Genomic DNA, 1,812 nt, shown 5'->3' with positions numbered 1-1,812 from the left:
GTGCCTTGTCCGCGTAGGGCAGGTGGTCCTCGCCGGTGCGGGGGTTAGGACCGAGCCAGTCGCGGACGATGTTGGTGTAGTCGCGCACCTTGCCGTCGGAGATGGAGAAGGCCTCGCGGATCTGCTCGCGGGTGGCGCCGTGCTTGCGGTGCAGGGCGAGGAACGCCAGGAGCTCGGTGAAGTAGGGCTTGCGCTTGGCGAGTGCCTTGCCGTGGGTGCGTGCGGTGACCGGGCCGAGCAGGGTGAGGCGCGGGCGGTCGCAGTTGGGCGAGAACCAGTCGGCGATGTCCTGGTCGAGGGTGGGGTCCTTCTCCTCGACCTCGGCGCGGACGTGGGCGGGCACCTTGGGCGCGAGGGCCTCGAGGTCCTCCTTCACGATCGGGCTCTCGCGGATGTACTCCTCGTCCTCGTCCTCGAGCAGGGAGGACAGCGGCTCGTCGACGGCTCCCCCGGGGGTGTTGCGGGGCAGGGTGTACTCGCGGCGCAGAGCTCCGGAGGAGTCGGTGTAGGCCTCCCAGCCGTCGGTGGCGGTCTCGTCCACGGGCGTGTCGACGTACTGCGGGGTCTCGCTCTGGGCGTAGACCAGGGCGCAGCCGCGGGCTTCGTCGCTGGTGAGGCCGATGGCGATGAGGTTGAGGCCGGCGTGCTCGAGGACGACGCGACCGGTGTTGGTCATGTGCAGCACCGCGCCGGGGGTGTTCGGGCGTTCGCCGGCAACGACGATGGAGGTCGCGGACTGTCCGACGTGGTCGTTGACCAGTTGCAGCAGCTGGTCGAGGTCGTCGGGGTCTCCGGCTGCGGCGTCGAGGAGTAGCATCCTGGCGGGCCAGGTGTCGTCGTCGACGCTGCCGGTGCGGGCCGTGGACACGTCGGTGTCGTGTCGGTTCGCTCGGTCGACGGTGGTGACCGCGGCGGCGAGGATCTCCGCGGTCGCGGGCGTCCCGGCCGCACCGGTCGGGTAGTAGGTGATCCGCTCGTCCATGGCGACGGTTTCCTCGGCCACGCCGATGCAGTCGACCTGGACGCGGCGCGACCACGGGTTGATGGCCAGTTGGGCGGCGAGGTGGCGGGCGAAGTCGCGGCCGTAGGTGGGGTCGCCGCTGATGGTCAGCGTGGAGAGTTCCTCGCAGTTCAGCAGCCAGGTCTCGCCGGTGTCGCTCATGCCGATGGTGGCCAGCAGCGGGTAGGGCGGCTCGACGTTGCCGGTGTCGGGGCCGAGGTCCTCCACCGCGGTGTCCGTGCTGACGTGCCAGTGGGTCTGGTCGGGGCTGCCCACCCAGGGACCCGGGACCGCGGCTGGCGCGCTCAGGTGCAAGGTCAGTTTGCCCGGCGCGAGCTCCACTGCGGCGAGCGGCGGCATCGTGGTGCCCTGGGCGCCGACCGCGGCCGCGAGGCGTCGCAGGGCCTCGTCGGCGAACTCGACGGTGGCGGCCGCGGTGGCACCGGTCGCGTTCAGGGTCATCTCCACTGGCGCCAGTTCGGGCGGCGGGGCGGCGATCGCTCGACCTGGCGGCCGGTTCCGGTAGGCGGAGCGCCGGTGCGAGCGCAGCGCCATCAGCAGTGCTCCGGACAGCAGCACGCCCCCGCCGGTGAGGCCGGCGAGGACCCAGGGCGCCTCGAGGATCGAGTCGTCGGTGTCGTCGACCTGGTCGACGTCGGCGGCCGGCGCCGTCGGCTCCTCGGCCTGCGGGACCTCGGGCGCGGCGGTCTCCGGGGCCTCGGTCTCGGGGACGGGGGGCGTCTCCTCGGCCGGCGGGTCGACCGGCTGCTGCTCTGTCTTGGGTTCGGCGGGGGTCTCGGGCTTGTCCTCTC

Annotated in this window: 1 pseudogene; it reads right to left on the bottom strand. The window is 72.4% G+C overall.

What is annotated here, in order from left to right:
- Positions 1-1,812 (bottom strand): annotated as a pseudogene (locus tag VGD85_RS18570) (hypothetical protein); the annotation flags it as partial.

It is taken from the genome of Nocardioides sp. (assembly GCF_036401255.1).
In the GTDB taxonomy this organism is placed as follows: domain Bacteria; phylum Actinomycetota; class Actinomycetes; order Propionibacteriales; family Nocardioidaceae; genus Nocardioides.
Note: the sequence above shows the minus strand (reverse complement) of the source record. Positions and strands in the feature narration are given on the sequence as shown.